Annotated in this window: 18 protein-coding genes and 1 pseudogene; 9 read left to right on the top strand and 10 right to left on the bottom strand. The window is 70.2% G+C overall.

What is annotated here, in order from left to right; genetic code table 11:
* The first annotated feature begins 45 nt into the window (after nt 1–45).
* On the top strand, nt 46–1,359 hold the full coding sequence (locus tag ABH935_RS26255; protein WP_370380593.1) for a sensor histidine kinase: 1,314 nt from the start codon (nt 46–48) through the stop codon (nt 1,357–1,359).
* A gap of 114 nt (nt 1,360–1,473) precedes the next feature.
* Here the strand turns inward: ABH935_RS26255 and ABH935_RS26250 are convergent, their stop codons facing one another.
* Genes ABH935_RS26250 through rhaI form a run of 4 tightly spaced genes read right to left on the bottom strand, consistent with a single transcriptional unit; the run spans nt 1,474 to nt 6,489 of the window.
* Nucleotides 1,474–1,842: a YdeI family protein gene (locus ABH935_RS26250; RefSeq protein WP_370380592.1), complete on the bottom strand. Its 369-nt coding sequence runs from the start codon at nt 1,840–1,842 to the stop codon at nt 1,474–1,476.
* Between the two features lie 8 nt (nt 1,843–1,850).
* Nucleotides 1,851–3,293, bottom strand: coding sequence for a rhamnulokinase family protein (locus tag ABH935_RS26245; RefSeq protein ID WP_370380591.1), 1,443 nt, complete (start codon nt 3,291–3,293; stop codon nt 1,851–1,853).
* Nucleotides 3,290–5,323 (bottom strand): bifunctional aldolase/short-chain dehydrogenase, encoded by a 2,034-nt coding sequence (locus ABH935_RS26240; RefSeq protein ID WP_370380590.1) that lies wholly within the window; start codon nt 5,321–5,323, stop codon nt 3,290–3,292. The genes ABH935_RS26245 and ABH935_RS26240 overlap by 4 nt, the downstream gene beginning before the upstream one ends.
* Nucleotides 5,323–6,489: an L-rhamnose isomerase gene (rhaI, locus tag ABH935_RS26235; RefSeq protein WP_370380589.1), complete on the bottom strand. Its 1,167-nt coding sequence runs from the start codon at nt 6,487–6,489 to the stop codon at nt 5,323–5,325. The genes ABH935_RS26240 and rhaI overlap by 1 nt, the downstream gene beginning before the upstream one ends.
* A gap of 232 nt (nt 6,490–6,721) precedes the next feature.
* Here rhaI and ABH935_RS26230 point away from each other — a divergent pair, with 232 nt between their 5' ends.
* On the top strand, nt 6,722–7,786 hold the full coding sequence (locus ABH935_RS26230) for a LacI family DNA-binding transcriptional regulator (RefSeq protein WP_370380738.1): 1,065 nt from the start codon (nt 6,722–6,724) through the stop codon (nt 7,784–7,786).
* A 76-nt stretch (nt 7,787–7,862) separates the two neighbouring features.
* On the opposite strand, the gene ABH935_RS26225 is transcribed toward ABH935_RS26230, so the two are convergent.
* The gene (locus ABH935_RS26225) at nt 7,863–8,810 is read right to left on the bottom strand and encodes a PfkB family carbohydrate kinase (RefSeq protein WP_370380588.1); all 948 of its coding nucleotides are present in this window, start codon (nt 8,808–8,810) and stop codon (nt 7,863–7,865) included.
* 220 nt (nt 8,811–9,030) lie between these two features.
* Here ABH935_RS26225 and ABH935_RS26220 point away from each other — a divergent pair, with 220 nt between their 5' ends.
* The 6 genes and pseudogenes from ABH935_RS26220 to ABH935_RS26195 form a co-directional block, all read left to right on the top strand.
* Nucleotides 9,031–10,227, top strand: coding sequence for a branched-chain amino acid ABC transporter substrate-binding protein (locus ABH935_RS26220; RefSeq protein ID WP_370380587.1), 1,197 nt, complete (start codon nt 9,031–9,033; stop codon nt 10,225–10,227).
* A 106-nt stretch (nt 10,228–10,333) separates the two neighbouring features.
* Complete coding sequence (locus ABH935_RS26215) at nt 10,334–11,263, top strand: branched-chain amino acid ABC transporter permease (protein WP_370380586.1); 930 nt, start codon at nt 10,334–10,336, stop codon at nt 11,261–11,263.
* Nucleotides 11,260–12,615, top strand: coding sequence for a branched-chain amino acid ABC transporter permease (locus ABH935_RS26210; protein WP_370380585.1), 1,356 nt, complete (start codon nt 11,260–11,262; stop codon nt 12,613–12,615). The genes ABH935_RS26215 and ABH935_RS26210 overlap by 4 nt, the downstream gene beginning before the upstream one ends.
* On the top strand, nt 12,612–13,466 hold the full coding sequence (locus ABH935_RS26205; protein ID WP_370380584.1) for an ABC transporter ATP-binding protein: 855 nt from the start codon (nt 12,612–12,614) through the stop codon (nt 13,464–13,466). The genes ABH935_RS26210 and ABH935_RS26205 overlap by 4 nt, the downstream gene beginning before the upstream one ends.
* Nucleotides 13,459–14,214 carry an ABC transporter ATP-binding protein gene (locus ABH935_RS26200; protein WP_370380583.1) on the top strand — a complete coding sequence of 252 codons (756 nt, stop codon included), beginning with the start codon at nt 13,459–13,461 and terminating at the stop codon, nt 14,212–14,214. Before ABH935_RS26205 ends, ABH935_RS26200 begins: the two co-directional genes overlap by 8 nt.
* Before the next feature lie 153 nt (nt 14,215–14,367).
* Nucleotides 14,368–14,778, top strand: a pseudogene (locus ABH935_RS26195) (nitrilase-related carbon-nitrogen hydrolase); the annotation flags it as partial.
* On the opposite strand, the gene ABH935_RS26190 reads toward ABH935_RS26195, so the two are convergent.
* Nucleotides 14,700–17,408, bottom strand: a complete 2,709-nt coding sequence (locus ABH935_RS26190; RefSeq protein ID WP_370380582.1) for a right-handed parallel beta-helix repeat-containing protein — start codon at nt 17,406–17,408, stop codon at nt 14,700–14,702. The pseudogene ABH935_RS26195 and the gene ABH935_RS26190 sit on opposite strands and share 79 nt — an antisense overlap.
* Before the next feature lie 148 nt (nt 17,409–17,556).
* Complete coding sequence (locus ABH935_RS26185) at nt 17,557–18,336, bottom strand: SDR family NAD(P)-dependent oxidoreductase (protein WP_370380581.1); 780 nt, start codon at nt 18,334–18,336, stop codon at nt 17,557–17,559.
* A 121-nt stretch (nt 18,337–18,457) separates the two neighbouring features.
* Here ABH935_RS26185 and ABH935_RS26180 point away from each other — a divergent pair, with 121 nt between their 5' ends.
* Nucleotides 18,458–19,024 carry a TetR family transcriptional regulator gene (locus ABH935_RS26180; RefSeq protein ID WP_370380580.1) on the top strand — a complete coding sequence of 189 codons (567 nt, stop codon included), beginning with the start codon at nt 18,458–18,460 and terminating at the stop codon, nt 19,022–19,024.
* A gap of 13 nt (nt 19,025–19,037) precedes the next feature.
* On the opposite strand, the gene ABH935_RS26175 is transcribed toward ABH935_RS26180, so the two are convergent.
* Genes ABH935_RS26175 through ABH935_RS26165 form a run of 3 tightly spaced genes read right to left on the bottom strand, consistent with a single transcriptional unit; the run spans nt 19,038 to nt 21,386 of the window.
* Nucleotides 19,038–19,520, bottom strand: a complete 483-nt coding sequence (locus tag ABH935_RS26175; RefSeq protein WP_370380579.1) for a GNAT family N-acetyltransferase — start codon at nt 19,518–19,520, stop codon at nt 19,038–19,040.
* Nucleotides 19,507–19,995: a hypothetical protein gene (locus ABH935_RS26170; RefSeq protein ID WP_370380578.1), complete on the bottom strand. Its 489-nt coding sequence runs from the start codon at nt 19,993–19,995 to the stop codon at nt 19,507–19,509. The genes ABH935_RS26175 and ABH935_RS26170 overlap by 14 nt, the downstream gene beginning before the upstream one ends.
* On the bottom strand, nt 19,992–21,386 hold the full coding sequence (locus ABH935_RS26165; RefSeq protein ID WP_370380577.1) for a DUF2264 domain-containing protein: 1,395 nt from the start codon (nt 21,384–21,386) through the stop codon (nt 19,992–19,994). Before ABH935_RS26165 ends, ABH935_RS26170 begins: the two co-directional genes overlap by 4 nt.
* Nucleotides 21,387–21,402: the final 16 nt, after the last annotated feature.

Below are 21,402 nucleotides of genomic sequence, written 5' to 3'. Positions count from 1 at the left end.
CTCCAACTGAGGACAAAGCCCGGATGTGCTCCCTAGTTTGGCTGGATGCTCCGCATGCACGACGCCGCCAAACCCCTGGCGTCGATACCCCCGCTCGTCCTGGACCTCGCCATCGCCGCCGGCGTCACCTGGCTCGCCGTGGCGGCCGCGGTCCGGCCGCACGCCTCGCTCGTCGCGCACGCCGGCCGGCACATCGACGCCGTCGCCGTCGTCCTGATCGTCGCGATGGGCGTCGCCTTGGTACTCCGCCGCCGGTTCCCCTTATCGGTGCTGGGGATCAGCGCGGCACTGGTCGCCGTTTTCGAGGCCTACGGGTACCGCTTGGGGCTGGCGCAGGCGGCGCTGCTGCTCGCGATGTTCACGGTGGGGGCGCTGCGGGGGCGGCCGTGGGCGGCGCTGGCGGCCGGGGTGACCTACGCGGAGCTCTTGTTCGACCACGTCTACTCGTGGTCGGGCTCGGATACCTGGATCTATATCGGTACGGCGATGTGGGTCGGAGCCGTGGCGATCATCGCCGACGGCGCGCGGCGGCTGGCTGACAGCCGGGCGCTGATGACCGCGTACAAGGAGCAGGAGCAGCGCAAGCACCGGGACCGCGAGCAGCGCGCGGTGCTGCTGGAGCGGATCCGCATCGCGCGGGAACTGCACGACGTGACGGCGCACCACCTGTCGGTGATCGCGGTCCAGGCCGGGGTCGCACGCTTCGTCCTGGACAAGGAGCCGGACACGGCCGACCAGGCACTGCGCGCGATATCGGAGGTCGGCAGCGAGGGCCTGGCGGAACTGCGCCGCCTCATCAGCCTCCTGCGACCCGACGACGACGAAGGCGCCCGCGCGCAGACCTCCGACCCGCCGGCGCCGGGCATCGCGCAGCTGCCGGTGCTGATCGAGCGCGTCGGGCTGTCCGGCACACCGTCGCGGTACACGGTGGCCGGACGGCAGCGTCCCCTGCCTGCGGGCAAGGAGCTGTGCGTCTACCGCGTCGTGCAGGAGTCGCTGACGAACGTGCTGAAGCACGCGCCGGGCTCGTCGGTCGAGGTCCGGCTGGAATACGACGTGGACTCGGTCCGGGTCACCATCAACGACACCGGAACCCACCCCGTCTCCACCCGCCGAGCCGGCATCCCGGCCGCGGCGATCACGCAGGCCGCACGCCACAGCGGCTCCGGCGTGGGGCTGACCGGCATGCGCGAGCGCGCGGCGCTGTACGGCGGCGAGTTGTCGGCCGGGCGGACGCCGGACGGCGGGTTCGAGGTGGCGCTGACGCTGCCGGTGGATGTGGAGATGGTGGAGGTTGAGGAGGGAGACGTGGCGGTCGCTGCCGGGGCGGAGGTCGGGGTCGGGGCTACGGCTGGCTGATCGCGTTCCGACGCACGGTCTTGCGCAGCCATACCGCCAGCCACCGGCCGCCAGCCGAACCTGCGGGGCACAAATGAACTACGCCACCGCAGGCCAACGGGACCGCGCATAAAGCTAGGGCCTTGGCGCCTCGCCATCAGGCCACCGGCCGTCGGCTCGCGCCGCGTCGATCGCCGCGAGCCCGGCGGGCGTCATCCGCTCCTCGGCGATCAGGCGCTCGGCCATCGCCGCGTTGATGCGCGACCAGGGGCTGCGCTTCGTGCGCGGTGAGTAGCGCTGCAGGAACGATCCTTCGTCCAGCGAGCGGCGGAGTCCGTCGATCCAGCCGTGGCAGAGCACCACTTCCAGCGCGGGCTCGATGGTGATCAGCTCCAGGCCGGAGCGCCGCTTGCCGATCCGCAGCCAGGCCTCGGGGGCTTCGGCGCCGTGCGCGGTCAGCCAGGTGTCCCACTCGGTCGCGTCGCGGAATTCGAGGACGTCCATGCTCAAGGCTACGAATTCAGGCGCGCGGCTGCCAGGTCCCACGCCCTCCGATCGCCGGCGGGCTCATAGCGGGTGAGCTTCTGGGTGCGCGCCACCAGCGACCGCATCTCGCCGAGGTCGCCGACCAGACCGAGCGCGCGCGCCTGAACCAGCACGTTCCCCAGCGCCGCCGCCTCGGCCGGCCCGGCCACGACCGGGAGGCCGCAGGCGTCGGCGGTGAGCTGGCAGAGCAGAGTGTTGTGCACGCCGCCGCCGACGATGTGCACCACGTCGACGGGATGGTCGGCCAAGCGCTGCGCGTCCTCGATCGCGCGGCGGTGGGCCAATGCGAGGGAGTCGAGGATGCAGCGGGTGATCTCCGGGGGTGTGGCCGGGATCGGTTGGCCGGTGGTGCGGCAGGCCTCGCGGATGCGGTCGGGCATGCGGCCCGGCGCAAGGAACGTGGGATCCGCCGCATCGATCACCGAGCACAACGGCGACAGCTCTGCAGCGGCCGCCAACAGCGGCGGCAAGTCGACCTCCCACTCACGCAAGCACTCCTGCAGCAGCCACAGGCCCATGATGTTGCGCAGGTACCGGACCGTGCCGTCGATGCCCGCCTCGTTGGTGAAGTTCGCGAGCCGGCTGGCCTCGCTCAACACCGGCCGCTCCAGTTCCAGCCCGGCCAGCGACCATGTTCCGGTACTGATGTACGCGAAGCGCTCCCCCGCTGCCGGCACCGCGACCACCGCCGAAGCCGTGTCGTGCGAGGCCACCGCCGTCACCGGGATCGGTCCGCGCAGGCCGGTCTCCTCCAGCACCTCGGGCAGCAGCTCGCCGATGCGCGAGCCCGGTTGCCGCAGTGCCGGGAACAGCCCGACGTCCAGCCCGAGCCGTTCGGCCAGCTCGGCGGACCACGTCCGGCCGGCCGCGTCGAGCAGTTGCGTGGTGGAGGCGTTGGTGAGCTCCGTGCCCGCGACGCCGGTCAGCCAGTAGCCCATCAGGTCCGGGATCAGCAGCGCCTGCCGAGCCGCGGCCGACGCGGCCGAGCCCTGTGCCGCAATAAGCTGATACAGCGTGTTGAACGGCGCGTACTGAATCCCGGTCACCGCATACAGCGTCTCGGCCGGCACCGTCTGCCAGACCCGAGGTGCGAACCCCTCTGTCCGCGCATCGCGATAGTGCACCGGGTTGCCGAGCAGAGCACCGTCGGCGTCGAGCAGCCCGTAGTCCACGGCCCAACTGTCGACGCCCACCGAGGCGACCTGACCGGCGGCGCGCAGACCGTCGACAATCCCCTGATACAACGCCAGCACGTCCCAGTGCAGCGTCCCCCCGACGCGCACCGGCCGATTCGCGAACCGGTGCGCCTCGTCCAACGTAAGAGTGTCCCGGCCGACGCGGCCGACCATGACACGTCCGCTGGACGCACCCAAGTCGACCGCCGCGACGGTCCTCGTGCTGGTGCTCATCGCAGGAACGCGGCGGCGACGCCGGCGTCGACCGGCACGTGCAGGCCGGTGGTGTGGGTCAGGTCGCCGCCTACCAGGGCGAACACCGCGTTGGCGACATGCTCGGGCAGCACCTCGCGCTTGAGGATGGTGCGCTGTGCGTAGAACTCGCCGAGCTTGTCCTCCGGGATGCCGTAGGTGGCTGCGCGCTGGGCGCCCCACCCGGCGGCGAAGATGCCGGAGCCGCGCACCACACCGTCGGGGTTGACGCCGTTGACCCGGATGCCGTGCTCTCCAAGCTCGGCGGCCAGTAGCCGGACCTGATGCGCCTGGTCGGCCTTGGTCGCCGAATACGCGATGTTGTTCGGTCCGGCGAACACAGCGTTCTTCGACGCGATGTAGACGATGTCACCGCCGCGTCCCTGCTCGATCATGATCCGAGCCGCCTCACGGGAGACCAGGAACGAGCCGCGCGCCATGATGTCGTGCTGCCGGTCCCAGTCCGCGCTCGTGGTCTCCAGCAACGGCTTGGAGATGGAGATGCCGGCGTTGTTGACCACCAGGTCCACGCCCCCGAAGGCCAGCACCGCCGCGTCGAAGGCCGCCTTGATCTGCTCCTCGGAGGTGACGTCCACGGTCACCGCGACCGCCTTGTCGGCACCGCCGAGCTCGGCCGCGACCGCGGCGGCGTTCTCAGCGTCCCGGTCCGCCACCACCACGCACGCACCCTCGGCGACCAGCCGGTGCGCGATCGCCTTGCCGATCCCGGACCCCGCGCCGGTCACCACCGCCACGCGCGTGGCCAGCGGCTTGGGCTTGGGCATCCGGGCCAGCTTGGCCTCCTCCAGCGCCCAGTACTCGATCCGGAACTTCTCCGACTCCTCGATCGGCGCGTATGTCGAAACCGCCTCGGCGCCGCGCATCACGTTGATCGCGTTGACGTAGAACTCCCCGGCCACGCGCGCGGTCTGCTTGTCCCGGCCGAAGGAGAACATCCCGACTCCGGGGACCAGGACGATCGCCGGGTCCGCGCCGCGCATCGGCGGCGAATCAGGGCTCGCATGCCGACGGTAGTAGGCCTCGTACTCAGTCCGGTACGCGGCGTGCAGCTCGGCCAGCCGGGCGATCGCGTCCTCGACCGGCGCGGTCGGCGGCAGGTCCAGCACCAGCGGCCGCACCTTGGTCCGCAGAAAATGGTCCGGACACGACGTGCCCAGCGCGGCCAGCCGCGGATGCTCGGCGCGGGCCAGGAAGTCCAGCACCGCCACGGCGTCGGTGAAGTGCCCGACCTGCGGCCGGTCCGCCGAAGCCAGGGCACTGACATACGGCGCGAGGGCGGCGGCCCGGGCCCGCCGCTCATCCGGCGCCAACGGCTCGAACCCGTCGACCACCGGGCCGAACGGCTCGGCGGCGCCGCGCTCGGCCAGGAACATCTCGGCGGTGCGGATGATGCGCAGCGAGTTGGCTTCGCACTCCTCAGACGTCGCACCCCATGCCGTGATCCCGTGCCCGCCGAGGATGCAGCCGATCGCCTGCGGATTGGCGGCCTTGATCGCCGCGATGTCCAGACCGAGCTGGAATCCGGGGCGCCGCCAGGGAACCCACACCACGGCGCCGCCGAAGCACTCGGCCGTCAGCTTCTCCCCGTCGGCCGCGCACGCCAGCGCGATGCCCGAATCAGGGTGCAGATGATCGACGTGCGCGGCGTCCACGAGGCCGTGCATCGCGGTGTCGATGGACGGCGCGGCGCCGCCCTTGCCATGCGCGCAGAAATCGAACGCCGCGACCATCTCGTCTTCGTGCTCGACCCCGGGGTAGACATCGACCAGGGCCCGCAGCCTGTCCAGTCGGAGCACGGCCAGGCCGGCAGGCGTCAGCGTCCCCAGGTCGCCGCCGGAGCCCTTGACCCAGACCACCTCGACATCCTCGCCGGTGACTGGATCGGTGACCGCACCCTTCGCCGAGGTGTTACCGCCGGCATAGTTCGTGTTCTTCGGATCGGCGCCGAGCCGGTTCGACCGGCCGATCAACGCCTGCACGACCTCGTTCATCACGCGCCCCATCCCGCCTGCACGCCGCCGACCCGCTCGGCGGCGATCTTCTCGGCGTACCCGGTCGCCTTGTAGGCGGCCACCGGATCCGGCGCCAGCCCCATCTCCTCGCGGACCTCGCGCAGCAGCGACCGCACGTCGGTGTCGTAGGCGTCCATCAGCACCGCGTGCGCGGCGAGGACATCCCCGGCGGCCTGCGCCTCGCGCAGCGCGGGCAGGTCCACCAGCAGCACCTTGGCCGTGGCCTCCTGCACGTTCATCACCGAGCGGATCATCGCCGGGATCTTGGCCTCGATGTTGTGGCACTGGTCGAGCATGAAGGCCACGCCGGTGGCCCGGTCGAAGCCGCCGTTCTTCGCCACCTCGTGCAGGATCCGGAACAGCTGGAAGGGATCGGCGGCGCCGACCATCAGGTCGTCGTCGGCGTAGAAGCGGGAGTTGAAGTCGAACGCGCCGAGCTTCCCCTCGCGCAGCAGGAACGCGACGATGAACTCGATGTTGGTCCCCGGCGCGTGGTGCCCGGTGTCCACGACGACTTTCGCCTTGGGCCCCAGCTTCAGGCAGTGTGCGTAGGACGTGCCCCAGTCCGGGACGTCGGTGGTGTAGAAGGCCGGTTCGAAGAGCTTGTACTCCAGCACCATCCGCTGGTCGTCGCCGAGCCGTTCGTAGACCTGCGACAGCGCCTCGAAGAGCCGGTCCTGCCGGGCCACGATGTCGTCCTGGCCCGGATAGTTGGTGCCGTCGGCGAACCACAGCTTCAGGCTGTCGGAGCCGGTGGCGTCCATGATGTCGACGCAGTCCAGCAGATGTTCCACCGCCTTGCGCCGCACCGCCGGGTCCGGATGCGCCACGGAGCCCAGCTTGTAGTCGTCGTCCTGGAAGGTGTTGGAGTTGATCATCCCGATACGGACGCCCAGATCCGCGGCGTGCGCGGCCAGCGCGGCATAGTCCTCGACGCGGTCCCAGGGGATGTGCAGCGACACCAGCGGCGCGACCCCGGTGACAGCGTGCACCTGCGCGGCGTCGGCCAGCTTCTCGAACGGGTCCCGCGGCACCCCGGCCTGCGCGAAGACCTTGAACCGGGTGCCGGAGTTCGCGTAACCCCAGGACGGGGTCTCGATCTCCTGGGCCTGCAGAGCGGCCTTCACAGCCGACAGGTCGGGCATGGCTCCACCTCGCGGATCTGTATTGAACATTGAGCGGATGGGTATTGAATCGATTCAATGCCTCGATGCTGCCGACCCTAGGCGGCCGTCCGGACGACGTCAAGAGCCGATCTCGGGCCGCGCCCGCGATCATGAACGAACACCCAGGTGAGCCAGGTGAGGGGCACGCGCTGTAAGGTGACCCCGACTGGTGAAACCATTCAGTTCCCGTCCCTACGAGCAGGCGGACCCAGTGGCCAAGAAGACAGTCGGGATCTCGGACGTCGCCCGCGAAGCAGGCGTGTCCGTCGGCACGGTGTCGAACAGCTTCAACCGCCCGGACTCGGTGGCGCCGGAGACCCGCGCGCGGATCCTGGCGGTGGTCGAGCGCCTGGGCTACGTCCGCAGCGAGTCCGCGCGCCAGCTGCGCACCGGCACCAGCCGCATCGTCGCCCTGCTGGTGCTGGACCTGGCGAACCCGTTCTTCGTGGAGGTCGCCAACGGCGCCGAGCGCGCGGCCCGCGCCGCCGGCCTCGGCGTGATGGTGTGCACCAGCGCGCAGTCGCCGTCCGAGGAGGCGGAGTACATCGGGCTGTTCACCGAACAGCAGGTCCGCGGCGTCCTGGTGATCCCGGCCGACCCGACCGGACACTCGCTGGAACCGTTGCGCCGCCAGCGGATCCCGTACGTCGTGGTGGACCGCCTGGTCCAGGACGCCGAGGTCTGCTCGGTGTCGGTGGACGACGTGGTCGGCGGCCGCCTGGCGGTCGAACACCTGCTGACCCAGGGCCACCGCCGCATCGCCTACATCAGCGGACCGCCGCACCTGCAACAGATCCGCGACCGCCGCACCGGCGCCCTCGACGCGATCGCCGCCGCCGGCCTCCCCCCGGAGACCCTCCACGAACTCCCGACCGCCCACATGACCATCGCCGCCGGCCGCGACGCCGCCGCGCGCCTCCTCGGCCTGGCCGACCGCCCGACCGCGGTGTTCTGCGCGAACGACCTCCTGGCACTCGGCCTGGAGCAGGCGCTGTACGCGGCCGGGGTGAAGGTGCCGGAGGAGGTGGCGATCGTCGGCTACGACGACATCGAGTTCGCCTCCGCGGTCGCGGTCCCCCTGACCTCGGTGCGCCAGCCGGCCGCGGAGATGGGACGACTGGCGGCGCAGATGCTGCTGGCCGAGGCCGACGCGCCGGGTGAGGACGGAAGTGAGAACGGAAGCCAGAACGGCGGCAAGAGCCGACACGAGCATCGGGCGGTGGTGTTGCAGCCGGAACTGGTGGTGCGGACGTCGAGCTTGCACCGGGTGGGGTAGCGGCCAACGGTTGGAAGCGGCGGGGTAGCTGTCGGGCCGGTGCGGCGAAGTCGCCTCCAGTGCACCTCCAAACACCTCACGGCGCGAAAGGCCCCTCATCCAACCGCCCCCGAAACGCCTCGTAGCTCGCAGCCGCCCCGACCTCCGTGACCGAAAGACTCGCCGCCCGCACCGCACGCTCCACCGCCGCGCGGAGGTCGAAGCCCTGGGCGAGCGCGGCGACGAGGACGCCGGCCAGCGCGTCGCCGGCGCCGGTGGTGTCGACGACTCGGTCGGGGCGGGGTGCGGGGACGTGGTCGAGGGCTTCGGGGGTGATGAGGACGGCGCCGGACGCGCCGAGCGTCACCACGACCGAGCGTGCCAGCGCGCGCAGTCGTGGCGCTGCGGCGGTGACGTCCTGCACGGTCGCCAACTCGGCGCCGACGAGCTGGCCGGCCTCGATCTCGTTGACCACCAACGGATCCGCGCGTGCGAGGTCGCTGCCCAGGTCCTGCACCGGCGCGAGGTTGAGCACCGCGCGCACCCCGAGCTCCGCCGCCAGACGCAGCGCCGTCCGGTTCACCTCGGGCGCCACCTCGCCTTGCAACGCCACCACCGCGGCATCGCGAAGCACATCGCGAGTCAGGGCCCCGACATCCAAGGCCTGATTCGCCCCGCCGACCACGATGATCTCGTTCTCCCCGGCCTCGCTCAGAATCACCAGCGCGCGCCCGGTGGCCACGTCGTCGAGCGTCGCCACCATCGACGTGTCGACACCGTACTTCGCCAGCTGTTCCAGCGCCCCGGCGCCACGCGCATCCGCGCCGACCGCTCCAAACAGCGCGACCCCGCCACCAGCCGCACCAGCAGCCGCAGCCGCCACCGCCTGGTTGGCGCCCTTCCCACCGAGCCCGGTGGCCCGCTCCCGCCCGAGCACCGTCTCCCCCGGCGCGGGCAGTACCGCGACCCCCAGGACCTCGTCGACGTTGATGCTGCCGACCACCACCACACGCTGCGGCGCCGTACTCTCCACTGGTTCGCCCACACCCCGATCATTCCGCCCCGCGCCGCCCCCGGACCATATGGAGGCTGCGACACGCGCCAGGGGGCCGGCGCGGGGTGGATGTCACCTGAATGGCCCATCCCTATTGCACGCCGCCCGAATAGCGGGATAACCGAATAATAAGGGCAAAAGGACGCGAGCCCTGCTCGCGAGACTCCCCCGCCAGCCTCGCTCACGCCCCCGGGTTGAAAAGGGGTGCGCCGTGCCCAGAAAAAAGATCATCGTGGCTGCCGCGCCGGTGTTGATCGGAACACTGGCGCTGGCCTCCTGCTCCAGCAGTAAGAGCAGCAGCAGCGGTTCGTCGTCCAGCGGCGGCAAACCCACGTACACCATCGGTTTCCAGGGCCCGCTGACCGGGCCGAACGCCCAGCTGGGCATCAACATCGACAACGCCGTGAAGCTCGCCGTCCAGCAGGCGAACCAGAGCGGGAAGCTGCCGTTCACCTTGAAGGTGGCCGAGGCCGACGACCAGGGCGACCCGGCCAAGGGCCCGACGGCCGCGCAGCAGCTGATCGGCGACGGCAGCGTGGTCGGCGTGGTCGGCCCGACGTTCTCCGGGGCGACCAAGGCCGCCGAGCCGCTGTTCACCCAGGCCGGTCTGGCCTCGGTGAGCGCGTCGGCGACCAACACCACGCTGACCGATCCCGCCAACGGCTTCAAGACCTTCTTCCGCATCGTGCCCCCGGACTCGGCGCAGGGCACGTCGGCCGCCGACTACCTGGCCAAGGTGCTCAAGGCCAAGTCCGTGTACCTGCTCGACGACAAGTCGGACTACGGCGTCGGGCTGTGCCAGAACATCAAGACCCAGCTCGGCACCGACGGCGTGACGGTCACCAGTGACAGCGTCGCGGCCGGCACCAACGACTACTCGGCGGTGGCGACCAAGATCTCGAACTCCGGGACCCAGGCCACGTACTACTGCGGCTACTACGCCGACGCGGCGCCGCTGGCCAAGGCGCTGAAGAACACGTCGTACACCGGCAAGACCCTGAGCGACGACGGCACGAACGACCCGAAGTTCATCTCCCTGGCCGGACCAGCCAGTGAGGGCTGGCAGTTCACCTGTCCGTGCCTGTCGGCCTCGGCGGCCACCGACGCGACGACCCAGAAGTTCGTCAGCGACTACACCGCCTCGGCCAACCAGCCTCCGGGGACGTACTCCCCCGAGGGTTACGACGTGACGAACACGCTGATCACCGTGATGAAGACGCTCGGGACCAACGTGACGCGCGCCGGTGTCGTCAACGGCCTTCGGACTGTCGACTACAAGGGCCTCACCAAGGAGATCAAGTTCCAGCCGAACGGTGAGGTCACGGAGAAGGGCATCTACGTCTACGCGGTCCAGAACGGCAAGATCACCGAGCTGGGCACCGTGGACAAGCTCATCTCCACCGGGTGATGCCACTGGAGCACCGGCCCCGGCGCGGCCCACCACCGCGACGCCACGGCGGCACCATCGCAACACCGCCGGGGCCGGGCTCATCGGCGGAGCAGGAGGCCCGCCCATGTGTCTGAGCCAGCACTTCTGGCAGTTCCTGGTCCCCGGGATCACGCTGGGCTGTCTGTACGCGCTGATCGCGATCGGGTACACCCTGGTCTACGGCGTGCTGCAGCTGATCAACTTCGCGCACAGCGAGGTCTTCATGACCGGCGGCTTCGCCGGGCTGTTCATGGTGCAGGCGCTGACGAACAGCGGCGTGGTCCCGCACGGCGCGCAGTCGTGGCTGGACATGTTCCTGGGCCTGAGTTGCGGCGCGGTCTTCGGCGGCATCGTCGCCTTCCTGCTGGAGCGCGTGGCCTACCGTCCGCTGCGCCGCCGCAACGCGCCCCGGCTGATCTACCTGATCACCGCGATCGGCGCCTCGTTGTTCCTGTACAACCTGGCCGGCAAGCTGTTCGGCCGGGACAAGGTGAACATCCCGGCGATGTACACCAACGGCGTGGTGTTCACGGTCTTCGGCGCGCAGGTGCGGGTGCAGCAGGTGATCATCATCTGCGCCGCCGTCGGCATGATGCTGCTGCTGGACGTGGTGGTGAACCGGACCAAGCTCGGGTCCGGGATCCGCGCGGTGGCCCAGGACTCGCGGACCGCGAGCCTGATGGGGGTCAACATCAACCGGGTCATCTCGCAGACCTTCGTGATCGGCGGGCTGCTGGGCGGGGCGGCCGGGTTCCTGTTCGGCGCCTACTTGAACGTGCACTACCAAATGGGCTTCCTGCCCGGCATCAAGGGATTCGCCGCGGCCGTGCTCGGCGGCATCGGGAACATCCGCGGGGCCATGATCGGCGGGCTGCTGCTGGGCATCGTGGAGAGCCTGAGCCAGTCGTGCATGTCCAGCCAGTGGATCGACGTGGTGGCGTTCGTGGTGCTGATCCTGGTGCTGATGTTCCGGCCGACCGGAATCCTCGGTCAGCGGCTGGGGAGGGCGGCATGAGCCAGGTCGGCGGACTCCCGATCCGGGTGAAGCAGTCCCGGAAGGTCGACCCGCGTCTGGTGCGCCTGTTCGGCTGGCTGGTGCTCGGCGCCCTGCTGCGGCTGATGACGGTCACCACCGAGGGCACGTCCACGAACCACCTGCTGGTGGTCGACGCGGCGTTCAAGTCCACGAAGCTGATCGGCTGGCTGGTCGCCGGGTTCATCATGTGGGTGCTCACCGAGCTGTGGCGGGCCCGCAAGATCGGCGCGCTGGTGACGTCGCGCACCACCGGGGTGCGCCGGCAGTGGCGCACGGTCGCCGACCGCGCGCTGAGCCGCCGGGCGGCGCTGCTGGCCGTGGTGGTCGCGGCGATCGTGCTGCCGCAGTTCCTGTCCGAGTTCTACCAGCGCGTGCTGGTGGACCAGGTCGCGGTGTTCGTGTTGCTGGCGGTCGGCCTGAACGTGGTGGTCGGCTGGGCCGGCCTGCTGGACCTGGGATACGTGGCGTTCTTCGCCATCGGCGCCTACACCTGCGCCTACTTCACCGGTGCGCTGCCGGTGGCACCGCCGTTCACGCTGAACCCGTTCGTGATCCTGCCGGTCGCGGTGGTGGTGTGCCTGGTCGCCGGGCTGCTGCTGGGCGCCCCGACGCTGCGGTTGCGAGGGGACTATCTGGCGATCGTGACGCTGGGCTTCCACGAGATCGTGCAGTTGTTCCTGGTGAACAAGAACAACTGGACCGGCGGCAACCAGGGTGTGTCGAAGCCGGTGCCGCACTTCTCGATCAATCTTTTCGGGATCCATTACAAGTGGACTCTGGCTTCGCTGCCGTACTGGTACCTGTTCATCGGGATGCTCGCGATCGTGGTGTTCCTGTTCTCCCGGCTGGAGCACTCGAAGGTCGGCCGGTCGTGGACGGCGGTCCGGGAGGACGAGGTCGCCGCCGCGGCCAACGGCGTGCCGACGGTGAAGTACAAGCTGATGGCGTTCGCGATCGGGGCCTCCACCTCGGGACTGGCCGGGGTGCTGTACGCCTCGCGGCTGGGCTACATCAACCCGGCGAGCTTCCCGGTGGTGTTGTCCATCAGTGTGCTGTCGTACGTCATCTTCGGCGGCATGGGGTCGATCATCGGGGTGATCGCGGGCTCGGCCCTGTTGACGTTCCTGCCGGCGGTGTTCCAGGAGCAGAACATCGTGCGCCAGGAGGACATCCCGATGTGGATCGGGGCGATCCTGGTCACGATGATGCTGGTTCGGCCACAGGGGTTGATCCCGTCCCGGAGGCGGCGGCGTGAGCTGCGGCTGGCCTCGGAAGGCGTCGCGGACGCCGACGCGATGTCCGAGGCGCCGGAAGGGCGGGGAACGGGATGAGCGCCACCACCGCCGCCGAGCAGGTCCCCCGGCACGCCGGCGCGTCGCCGCTGCTGGCGGTGCACGACGTGACGCTCCGGTTCGGCGGACTGACCAGCCTGGACCACGTCGACCTGACGGTGGAGCGCGGCGCGATCCTGGCGGTGATCGGACCGAACGGCGCGGGCAAGACATCCTTGTTCAACTGCCTGACCGGCGTCTACACCCCGCAGGAGGGCACGATCGAGCTCACCACGGACGGCGCGACCACGCAGCTGGTCACCGGCTCGGCGCGGCGGCGGCGCAGTCGCAAACCGCACGTGGTGAACCGGATCGGCGTGGCCCGCACGTTCCAGAACATCCGGCTGTTCGCGGCGCTCTCAGCCTTCGACAACGTGAAGATCGCCGCCGAGACCCGCGGCCGCACCGGACCGATCGGTGCCATGCTGCGCCTGCCCAACGCCCGCGCGAACGACGCGAGCAGCGACGCCCTGACCGAGGAGCTGCTGGACTTCGTCGCGCTGCGCCCGATGGCGGACGAGGTGGCCTCGTCGCTGTCGTACGGAGTGCAGCGGCGGCTGGAGATAGCGCGGGCGCTGGCCACGCTGCCGCGCTTGCTGTTGCTGGACGAACCGGCCGCCGGAACCAACCCGACGGAGAAACTGGAACTGGAGCGGCTGATCCGGCGGATCAACGCCGAGCGCGGAGTCACGGTCCTGCTGATCGAGCACGACATGCGGCTGGTGATGTCGGTCGCGGACGAGGTGACGGTGCTGAACTTCGGCAAGGTGATCGCGCGCGGGCGGCCGGCGGAGGTCCAGCGGGATCCGGCGGTGGTGCAGGCGTATCTGGGGACGGCGAACGATGAGTGAGGAACCTGCTTCGCCGCGAGCCGCCGCACCGCCGGTGTTGGAGCTGCGCGAGGTGCACGTGGCCTACGGCGCGATCGAGGCGCTGAAGGGGGTGGACCTTGAGGTGCGCGAGGGCGAGGTGGTGACCTTGCTCGGCGCGAACGGCGCCGGCAAGACCACCACGCTCCAGGCGATATCCGGCTTGCTGCGGCCGCGCCGGGGCGAGATCCGCTTCCACGGCGAGCGCGTGGACGGCCTGCCGCCGCACGAGGTGGTGCGGCTGGGCATCGGGCACTCGCCCGAGGGGCGCCGGGTGTTCCCCCTGATGACGGTCCTGGAAAACCTGCGCATGGGGGCGTACCGGTTCCGTGGCGGCGCGCGGCGTGAGGACCTGGACCGGGTGTTCACCCTCTTCCCGGTGCTGGCGGAGCGGCGCACGCAGGAGGCCGGCACCCTTTCCGGTGGCGAGCAGCAGATGCTGGCGATCGGACGCGCCCTGATGACGCGGCCCGTGTTGTTGCTGCTGGACGAACCGTCTATGGGGCTGGCGCCGCTGATCGTGACACAGATCTTCACCATCATCCGCGAGATCAACGAACAGGGCACGACCGTGCTCCTGGTGGAGCAGAACGCGGCGCAGGCGCTGAAGCTCGCCGATCGCGGCTATGTGCTGGAGACCGGCTCGATCGTGATGAGCGACGCGGCTTCGGCGCTGTTGAGCAGCAGCCGGATTCGAGCGGCGTATCTCGGCGAGGGTGCCGCGGAATAGTCGGCTGGCACCTGACCAGACTGTCGGAGGAAGAGCGCGACATCGCAGAGCCCGAAGACGGACCCTCGATCACCCACGTCAGAGCACATCCACCGCGAGCTGCACACCGCCGGCTACAACGGGATCTCCGAAGGAGACAGCCTCACCGCCGCCGACCTCGACGCCGTCCGCACAGCGTTCGCGGGCCCGACCGGGCGCGACTGGCTCCAGCTCCACCTGCCGGCCCGGGCCCACGACAACGGCCTGTTCATCGTGTTCAGCAACGGCGTCGGCCGCGACGACGACGAGGTGCGCACCGGCGGCGCGATGGTCGTCGACCCCTGCGGCCGGGTCATCGCCGAGAGCCGGGCGATCGAGGACGACATGGTCGGCGCCGACCTCGATCTGGGTCTGGCCTCCGGCTCGGTCGGGCGGTGGTGGATGGAGGCGCGGCGGCCGGAGCTCTACCAGCCTCTGGCCGCCGCGCGATCCGCTACACCGGCCGATCAGCCGATCGTCACCACCCCCGCGGACGCCGCGGGTCCGAGCCCGGCGGCGTTCCTGGCCGCGACCGTGACGGCGTAGGCGTCGCCGTGCGTGAGCCCGCCGACGACCGCGAACGTGTCACGGCCCTTAGTCGCCCAGACCTCCGTCTTGCCGGTCTCGGTGACAGTGGTGACCGTGCCGGTCTTCTGGTCCGTGAGCGTCACGTCGTAGGACAGGGTCGGCGTCGTGCCGCCCGCCACGGTTTCAGGGTTCCAGTGCACGCTCACGTCGCCGACCCCGACATCGGCCGAGGCCGAAGCAGGTGCGGCCGGCAGCGCGGTCGTCGGCCCCGGGGTCACGGCGCCGGTCGGCAGCGACGGCGCGCTGTGCGCTCCGGCCCAAGCGGCCTCAGTCCCGGCCCTGCCGTGCCGGGCATCGGACGTGCCGGCCGTGACAGTGAACGTATACGCGGTCCCGTCCGTCAGCCCCGGGACCAGCACGTAGAACGTTTTCAAATACGCTGCGGCATCCACCGTCACCTGCTTGCCGCCTGGCGACGCGGTCACCGTGTACGAGGTCACCGGCCGCCCCTGGTCGAAGAACGTCGGCGTGAACGACACGTACGCCGCCCCCTCCCCCGCGAACGCGGCCGCCTGCTGTGGGGCGTAAGGCACCGCGCCGTGGCCGCGTCCCGGATCCACGCTCAGCAGCCCGCGGTAGCGCGGCTCCAGACCGGCCGCGTCCACGATGGCGCTCGGCGCGTCCTGCGGACCGGTGATGATCGTGTTGCTCGCGACGGTCACGTTGCGGGCCGTCGAATCCCGGTCGCCCTGCTGCCAGTAGTTGTGCTCGACGTCGAGCGGGTCGTCGGTCGAGCCGGTCGCCGGCGGCACGTAGTCGGCGTGCCGCGAGCCCCAGTCGTTCTGGTTGTCGTATTCGACGTTCGAAGTGATGGTCATGAACGTCGAGCCGTTGTCGCAGTAGATCGCGTGTCCGTGGTCGAGGATGTCGTGGATGACGTTGCCGGTGATCTGCTCGCCGTCGGCCAGCGAGGTCCCGGTGATGCCCTGCGTGTAGATCGCGCCGCCGTCGGCGAGGTACTGCATGGCGTCGTAGATCAGGTTGTCCGAGACCACGTTGCCGTGGCTGGAGTTGGCGATCGCGGGCGCCTTGATCTTGTCCGGCCAGCCGCCCCAGCCCAGCGAGATCGCGGTGTAGGGGGTGTGGTCGAGCTGGTTGTGCGAGATCAGCGAGTTCTCCGCGTAGCCCACGTCGATCCCGACGCCGCTGCGGTACTCCACCGAGGTGGAGAAGATGTGGTTGTCAGTGATCTGATTCCCGACGGTGTGGTCGCCCGCGACGGCCGGCTCCGGGTCGTCGACGCCGCCGAGTTCCAGGCCGTTGCCCGAGATGTCGGTGAACACCGAGCCCTTGACCGTGGCGTTCTGCGACCCGTCGCCGAGATCGAGGCCTGCGGCGCCCAGGTGCGTGAAGACGTCGCCGCTGAACGAGATCCGCTGGTCATGATTGAAGGAGATGTTTCCCGGCTCCTTGGTCCAGTTGCCGAACGGACACGTGCCGCCGGCGATGAACTGGCACAGTCCCTGCGTGGCGTATCCGTCGGCGCCGGTGATCGTGTAACCGGCCTGGATCTCCGAGAAGCCCTCGGGAGAACTCGGCTGGTCCCACGTCCCGTAGGAGAACTGGAGCCCGGAGAACGCGATGTCGTGGACCGGCGCATCGGCCGTGCCGGTCCCGCTGACCAGCGTCTGCGCCGTCGCCAGCTCGACGTCGGCGTGGTTCGGTCTCTCCCCCGGCAGCGGGATGTAATCCACGCGTCCGGCCTTGGCGTCGTAGTAGAACTGGCCCGGCTGTTGCAGAAGTTCGCGCGCGTTCTCCACCGACGTCGGCAGCTCGTGGTTCCCGACCGAGGCCGGGCCGACGAGGTTCACCGTCCGGCCGGAGCCGTCGGTCCGCATCACGCGCTGCGTGGAGTTGATCCAGCAGGGTTCCGCCATGGTGATCGTCGTGCCGGATATGGACGCGATCGGGCAGCGCGGCTCAGTCCAGGCGCCGAGCCCGCCGGTGTGCAACGACCAGTACCCGTCGCCGCCGCTGTAGACGAACTCGATGTCAGTCGGATCGCCCCACGACGCCATCAGATCCGACGACGCGGTGTAGCCGGTCGGGGTCGCGGTCAGCGTCACCGGCACCACCCCCGACGCACGCTGCGCACGGTGCCCGTCGATGTACATCTCGCGCGACGGCAGTCCGGCCGGCGCCGGAGCCGACCAGATCTGCGCGCCGCCCGACGTCCGGCCCGAGGGCCGGAACCCGCTGACCAGCGTGCCGCCGCTGATGACCGGATGCGCGCCGGGGGCGGCGGTCCAGATCACGGTGTGGCCGTCCGTCCCGGAGTCGCGGGCGTCCAGGGCCAGCGGTTGCGACAGCTGGTAGGTGCCGTCGGCGAGTTCAACGCGGATGTCGCCGCGCATCGCAGAGTCCAGCGATCGGACGATCTGCTGCGCACGCTGCAACGAGTGCACGGCACGGCCGGGGTTCGCGCCGCTGTCCCGATCGTTGCCCCATGGGGAGACGAACACCGTGGTGACCCGGTGATTGTCGGGGCTGCTTCCCGTCGATGCCGCCGCCGTGGTCCCGGCGGCGAGTGCCGCGGCCGCTCCGAGCGCCGCCGCGACGCGTCCGGCTCGTCTTCGAACCCTGATCATCCGCCACCTCCGTTAACATCCTTTACTCATCAGGCGTCACCCTGATGATTCCTCGGATGTCTGTCAACCCCGGGTGCGGAAATGGCCGCTTTAGCTTGCGTATCGCATCTCAGAGATCGGATGTGTCAGCGATTCGGGCGCGGCCCAGTCAGTCGCGATAGCGCTGAGCGAGCTCCGGTGACTGGGCCCCGAACGCCGCGAGGTCGGCGGCGAACACCGCGTCCAGCAGCTCGGCACGCTCCACACCCGGCGCGCACACCACCTCGCCGAGCTCCAGCCCCCGCAAGCTGGCCGTGACCACGTCGTCGGCCGACATGCGCGGCACCGCGCTGAGGTCCATCCCCTGCCGCTCGTGGAACTCCGTCGCCACGACGCCCGGGCACAGCGCCTGCACCCGCAGTCCCTGTGCCTTGACCTCCTCGTGCAGCACCTGGGAGAAGGCGACGCTGTTGGCCAGCGTTCCCGCGTAGACCGCGCGGCGCACCGGCGTCTGCTCCAGCGTGGCCGGGCCGCTGAAGGCGATCATGCCGGCGACGTTGATGATCGTGCCCTCGCCGCGGGCCAGCATGCCGGGGACCGCGGCGCGGGACAGCATGATCGGGGCGGCGACCTTCACGTGCACCAGCTCCGCGGCCTTGGCGGCCGGCAGCTCGGCGAACGGCATGTAGTGCGCCACGCCGGCGTTGTTGACCAGCAGCGTCAGCGGCTCGGCCGCACAGACGTCGGCGACGGCCGCGACGCCCTCGTCGGTCGCCAGGTCGGCGACCAGCGGACGCACCTTGACCTGCGGCAGCTCCTCGGCCAGGGCCTCCAGGCGGTCGCGGCGGCGGCCGACGACGATCAGGTCGTGCCCGAGGCCGCCGAGGCGCCGCGCGAAGGCCTGCCCGATCCCCGAGGAAGCGCCGGTGACCAGCGCCAGCCCGGTCATGCGAGCCGTCCGGCAACAGTGATGTGGTTCATGGCAGGTCCTTTTTCGATCGTTGCTTAACCATCCGGTTAGTCAAATCTAGGACTTCACTAACCGGTTAGTCAACCGATAAGCTGATCGCATGGCCGCACAGGAAACCAAGGCGCGCATCCTCGCCTCCGCCTTCCAGGAATTCGCCGAGTACGGCGTGGCCGGTGCCCGCGTGGACCGCATCGCGAAGAACGCCGGCTGCAACAAGAACCTGATCTACGTCTACTTCGACAGCAAGGAGAACCTCTTCGCCACGGTCCTGGACCAGCACCTCGCCGACGCCTACGCGGGCCTGGAGTTCACCCCGCAGAACCTCCCCGACCTGTCCCGCCGCGTCTTCGACTACGCGCAGGCGAACCCGGACGTCTACCGGCTCCTCGCCTGGGCCACCCTGGAGCGCACCGCGGCGCGGCCCCCGGCGCGCGAGAAGGAGCACGACCGCAAGATCCCGCTGATCCGCGAGCAGCAGGGCGCCGGAGCGGTGAACGGCGGCGTGCCGCCGGAGCTGCTGCTGATGGCGGTCATGGCGCTGGCGACGGCGTGGTCGCCGGCGTTCCCGTTCGGCGTCACGGCGAATCCGAACGCGACGTTGGAGCAGGCGGCGATACGCGAGGCGGTCGGGGAGATGGTCGAGCGGATTGTGCGGCCGGAAGGCTAGAACCCGGCAGGCGTCAGTCGAGCTCGCACAGGTACGTCACCGCGGGCTTCCCGTTGAGCATCCGCTCGCCGGTGGCCACGAAGCCGTTGCGCTCCAGCACTCGGTGCGAGGCCGGGTTGTCGAGCGTCACCTTGGCGCGCAGGCTGGCCAGGCCGTAGGTGGTGGCGGCGAGCTTGCGGATCTCGGCGACGGCGGCGGTGGCCACACCCTGACCGGCGGCGGCTTCCGCGACGCGGTAGCCAAGCTCGGCGGAGGCGTCCTTCACCTCGACGAGGTTGACGCGGCCGACGATCTCGCCGCGGTCGGTGACCAGGACGTGGAAGTAATCCGTGCCAGCGGCCTGCCGTTCCAGGAGCTGGGCGTGGCGGGCGGCGAACTCGGCGAAGTACTCGTCGCCCCGGTCGGGGATCACAGCTGCGAAGTACTCGCGGTTCTCCCGCTCGAAGGCGAGCAGAGCCTCTGCGTGGTCGGCGCGAACCAGCTCAAGCAGTGGCATCGGTACTGACATCGGTGCTCCGGGATTCGAAAAGGTCGCCCAAGTTGACCGTGACAGTAGACCCCTCGGCCCAGCGTGCCGTCACCTGGGTATCGGACACCTCGACCTCGACCACATCGGCGGCATCGACCGCACCGGCGAGTCGGATGTCGGCGCCGGAATCCAGGACATGCAGCGCGACGTGGACCGACTCCCCCGACGAAGCCCGCGCGAACAGATACGGCGCCGCGCTGTACATCCCCAACGCGTTCGCGCCTTCGTAGCGCACGACCCCGGCGGACTCGTATCCGAAGACGCCGAGCACCATCGACCGCACTCCGTCGCCGACCGCCCAGGCGCCGGACGCGTCGGACTCGCAGTCGAGCTCTACATCCGAGGCGACCGCGTGCCCGCCCTCCCGCAGCGACCACCCGGCGGACGCCGTCACCAGGTGACACCGCAGCTCGTACGCGGCCGTCACCAGCGAAGCCGTCACGATCCGCGCCCCGGCGAGCTCCCGCCCCGAAGCCCCGAGCCGCGGCACGTGCCACGACGCGACGTACCCCTTCCCCGTCGCTGTCCCCATGATCCGGCCGCGCCGCGTCGCCCGGCCCCACTTGTCGACGAGCGCCGCGTGGCCGTCCACGCCGGTCGCCCACGCACGGTCCGACCACGCGACGCCGGTACCGGGAGCTGTGCGCGTCGAGTACGCGAACTTCGCGTAGTGCGGGTCGCCGGGGTCGTCGGCGTAGGTGGCGTGGTCGCTGCCGTGGTTGACGACGCGCACGATTCCGCCGGGCCGGTGGCTGACCACAAGGGATGTGAAGCCGGAGCGGCCAAGCCCAGGAACCCCATCCCGGCGAAGTAGGAAGAGCCCGGGCCGCTGTACTCCTGCACCGCGGGCAGGAACTCCCGCGCACCCCAGCCGAGGCTCGGCGCCTCAGCACCGTCCACCCCGAGCCGCTGGAAGTAGTCCAACGTTCGCCCGGCGATCCCTCGGACCGCGCCCGGCCCGAGCGGATCGACACCTGCCAGCGCTGCGGTCCACAACCCGCCGAGCACAGCGTGCCGATAGGCGAGCGAACGGCCCATCTGCAACGGCGCGCCGTCGTCGCCGAACAGCAGCGCGTACGACGAGGCGAACTCGCTCAGCCGCTCCCGGAACCGCTCGACCCGCCACTGCGGCTCGGCGTCCCCGCGCAACAGGTACCACTGCCAAAGGAAAGGCTGGAACACCCACGAGTTGTAGTGATCGATGTTCCGCCCCGGCGCCGCCGGCGGCCCGTCGTTGTACCACCCGTCGCCGAGATACCAGGACTCGACGCGCTCGACATTCTCCGCGCCGTGTCCGCCCTCGACCGAAACCCCGACCGACTCCAGGAACGCCTCGATGACCGCTGGGAACAGCAGCCAGTTGTTGTGCTGCCACACCCGCAGCCGCGCGTGGTGCGTCAGCCAGTCGGCGAGCCGTTCGCGCACCGGATCAGGGAGCTGATCCCATACCTGCTCCCGGCACAACGCCAGCCCGAAGGCCAGGTTCGCGGCCTCCACGGCCGGCTGCGTGATCCCGGCGTGCGGCCAGTCCTCGAAGCCGACGGCACGCGGCCAGAACCCTCCGCTCGTGGGATCCATGGCAGCGGCGAGTCCTCCGGCGTACCACTCGGCGTGTCCGAGCGGATCGCCGTCTCCCCCGCTGAGCCGCGCACCGGCGATGATGAAGCTACGCGCGAAACCTTCGACGCCATCGCTGATCGGCCCGCTTTGCGAGACCGGGCCCGGCGGGCAGATCAGCGCCCCGCCGCTCACCGCGTGCTTACGTGCGGTCAGCAGCCAGCGGTCGGCCTCGGCTTCCCAGTCGGCGCGGGAGGGCACGGCGCGTGAGAACAAGGGTCGAGCCTTTCGA

This window comes from Catenulispora sp. GAS73 (genome assembly GCF_041262085.1).
GTDB lineage: Bacteria > Actinomycetota > Actinomycetes > Streptomycetales > Catenulisporaceae > Catenulispora.
The sequence above is the reverse complement of the archived record's forward strand: the minus strand, read 5'-3'. Positions and strand labels throughout refer to the sequence as shown.